The sequence below is a fragment of the Marinagarivorans sp. genome, from assembly GCF_982758155.1.
Window position 1 is genome coordinate 1 of the sequence record NZ_CEXWTU010000338.1, and the last position, 3828, is coordinate 3828.

A 3828-nucleotide genomic window follows, 5' to 3' on the forward strand; every position below is an offset into this window, starting at 1 on the left:
GTAAGGATGTCGAGATCGAGCATTAGTGGATGAAATATTGTTTCCTCGTCCCTTAGGTAGCCAGGCACGGATCTCTTTGGGCGCGGCGGTGAGTGAATACCGCCCTGTTGACGACGGATATTTGCCAGCACTAACACCTACTTTTTAAAATACGGTAACCAGGCTGATGGTAAGGCAGTAAATTAATCTGTGTTTCTACGTAGATACAACGGAATGGGCGGTTTCACTTGACGGTTAGTGGGGCGTCCATATATGTCCCGCTATCATATTTACGCTTCTTTAATGCGGATAACATTTGCACCACTTACTTGTAAATATTACGCATTATGCAAGCCCAATTCGTTACTGATAATAAGGTAAAACAGTCGCTTAGGCGCTGCCCTTGGCCTAAAACACTAAGATGATCGAAAAGTGATCACTTTGTGTGAATTACGACACAACCTATAAGACTGTGCTTTTAATAACCAAAAAATACTGTTTTAATGCCCGCCACTTATGAATTGAACGATTTTTAGACGATTTCGAACTAAAACGAATTTTTAAACCTTTAATTCGATGTCACGGAAGATAGAGAGTTTGCACCCTTGAGGAAATATGATGAAAACTTTATTTAACAGAAAAAACCTTTTACTCGCCACCGCCATTGCTGGTTTGGCTTTTAGCTCTTCAGCATTTGCGGCTTTTGACATACAGGCACTTGCTGAAACAAAAGGCGGCTACGCTGACCGTGATTTAGAGAATGGCGTAGTTGTTAATGCCTCTTTAAGTGACCAAGGTACAAAAATAGCTTTACTTAATGATGGTCAAGAGACTGTCATCATTGATAGCGCTTCTGTTAAGAGTGACGTGAACCTTTCTAACGGTATTGTTTATTGGACAGAAGTAGATCGTATCGACGACGAATTTATAGATACGCTTTATTCTTACGAAAACGGTGCAATAGCGTCTATTACTGACAGCAGCTCAGCTAAAGATGGCTTTTCTTATGATGATAACGGCAACGTTGCATGGGTAGAGTCGGTTGATGGTGCGAACGAGCTGTTTTTTTATGACGGCGTAAGTGTAACGCAAGTCACTGAAGGCCATGTGGGCTTTACACTGAGTAGCTACAGTAAGAACATTAGCGTTGCCGGTGGGAAAATCGTTTGGGGCGAGAGCAATACTCTGCTTATGTGGGACGGTCAAAACATCACGCAAATTTCTCCTGCAGATCAAACTCGCCAGTCTTGGGCAAGCTTTGACGGCGACTCAGTTATCTGGTCTGGCACAAACGCTACAGTGTCTAACGAAATTTTCGAGTATAAAGATGGTGCTGTTACACAGCTAACAGATACTACAAATTCCCCTAGTGGCTCTAAAGCGAATGCGCGCGTAGAAGAAGGTATTGTTACCTTTCAACGCGCGACGAGCTTTTTGGGTTCTGCGCCAGATGAGCTTTATGTCATCGAAAATGGTCAAGCTGTATTACTTACCTCTGTATCAGTAAACGATGCGCAAGTTGACGACGGGAAAATCTACTGGACAGAAGGTACAGCAGCCGATACACCCGCTTCATTATTTGAGCACAGCAATGGCGTGACAACGCAAATCGAGACCACGCCGGGTCTAATTACGGGTCTTGAGGCTGATAACGGTTATATCATATGGAATGCAATCGCGTACCCTAATCCGACTATGGTGACTTTAGCTAGTCCAGTTTCTGATAACGAGACAGTTACTGTCAATGCAGGTAGTGAGCACACGGTAACGACATTGGATCTAACTGAGGACGTTACTATTGAGTTTTCTCAATGGTCAGATTGGAGCTGGAACCCGGTAGCACTTGGCTTGGGCTTCACTTCAGCTGATCAATACTCATTAGATGGTATTGTAGGGTTTGATGCAGACGGTAACAGTCATAGCCTTAGCGGTTATTGGTCTCCACTGAGCCTTCCTTTTACATGGGCTCCAGTGACGTTAACGATTCCTGCGCAGCCAGGTCGTAGCATTCGCGTACAATGGTGGGCTACAGGCGAATAAGCCTAAGGCTTTTTGACCTAATCTATTAAAAGCGCTACCGAAAGGTAGCGCTTTTTTTGGCCAATAAGGTAGCGATTAAATCTTGGTTTGGAGCTTGCGAGAGTGTTTATTTTCTCTACAGACAACGATAGCCTTAACCATGGAAAAAGCGGTACTTAATAGATTAAATATTGATATTGATGCTTGGCTTCTACAAACACAACATCTTGAGCAACACTACCAGACACTATCCACAAAACGAAGACAAAGTGTAAAGCGCGCCGCCTAGGCCTTACTCAAAACTCCCCCCGCTACAACCGTCAATACTCCCGCCCAAAAAAATAACCCCAAGTTATTAGCCTGAGGTAATTAGCGTCTTTCTTTATATAGGCGAGGCACTCATACAATATTGACCAACCAACAGATAAGCAATAGACCTTAGTGTCGCTTTCTTTTTCACGTGCCTGTCCTAGCTATTCTTTTTTGCCTTGTCGCACCGCCAGTACATCACAATCTATTGATTAAATGGCTTTTTTGTTATCGATACCCGCAGTTGCTCAACAACAAATACTGTATACTTGACCAGACAACTAGCGGCATCTAAGCTTGAACTCATGACCCAACCTCGCAGCCAACAAGTATCAATAACCGATACACCTTATTATCATGTCGTGTCACGATGCGTGCGCAAATCATTTTTGTGTGGTTATGACCGCGATACCGACAAGAACTACGAACATCGGCGCGATTGGATCGAGGGCCGAATTCGGATCCTAAGCTCGCTCTTTGCCATTGATATCTGCGCTTATTCTGTGATGCACAACCATTATCATATTGTAGTGAAGCTCTGCGTAAATGAAGCTGAAGCATGGTCTGACGATGAAGTACTTCATCGCTGGTGCTCACTTCACAAGGGCGCACCGCTAGTTCAGAAATATCTTAAAGGTGATGAGCTTTCACCTCCAGAACGCGAAGCCGTCAGTGATTGTATAGCCGTTTACCGCAGACGCTTACAGAGCCTATCTTGGTTTATGAAATGCCTTAACGAGCCCATTGCTCGACAAGCCAATACTGAAGATGGCTGCAGCGGCCATTTTTGGGAAGCACGCTTTAAATCGCAAGCTTTATTGACGGAAGATGCACTGCTGAGTGCAATGGTCTATGTCGACCTAAACCCTATTCGGGCTTGCATGGCTGATACACCAGAAAAATCAGATTACACCAGTATAAAAGAACGCATCACCCAGCAATTAGATTTAGCCACAACAATCAAACAACAAACGGAATCTGAATCGTTACGCGCTTTTGATTTACCACTAAAGCCGCTGGCCAAGCTAGAAGGCAACCTTACGCTTAATATGCAGAACGGTATTATCTTTGGCGCAGTGGAGTATTTAGCACTGGTGGATGCCACCGGTAGAATAATGCGCGAAAATAAAAGAGGCGCCATATCAGCAACACTACCGCCAATATTAGAGCGACTAAATCTTGATATGGACGAATGGCTAATACGGACACAAGCTTTTGAGGAGCACTATCAAGAGCTTTTTAGCAAACATACCCTGCGATCCAGCAAAGCCGCCTAAACAACCTATCAAATAGCTCAGCGATCACCCCCGCCCCAAAAAATAACCCCAGGGTATTAGCCTGAGGTTATTGTGCTATTTAGCTATATCTGCGCCAAATCCCATAAAAATGACTCAAATTCTATAACGTCAAAATGATTGAGTGGCAAGTTATTTTAGTGGGTGCCTGTCCCAGCTATTGCCGTCCTCAGCAGAGAAAATTTAAACGCTGCTTGGAAGCGCGTACGATCCAATAAAGGTGCCG

Annotated in this window: 2 protein-coding genes; both read left to right on the forward strand. The window is 44.1% G+C overall.

Features of this window, described 5'->3' with window-relative positions; translation table 11 throughout:
• Window positions 1-594: 594 nt before the first annotated feature.
• Complete coding sequence (locus AC3A8L_RS20485) at window positions 595-2019, forward strand: hypothetical protein (protein ID WP_487964130.1); 1425 nt, start codon at window positions 595-597, stop codon at window positions 2017-2019.
• A 593-nt stretch (window positions 2020-2612) separates the two neighbouring features.
• Window positions 2613-3584 (forward strand): transposase, encoded by a 972-nt coding sequence (locus AC3A8L_RS20490; protein WP_487964131.1) that lies wholly within the window; start codon window positions 2613-2615, stop codon window positions 3582-3584.
• The last annotated feature ends 244 nt before the right edge of the window (window positions 3585-3828 follow it).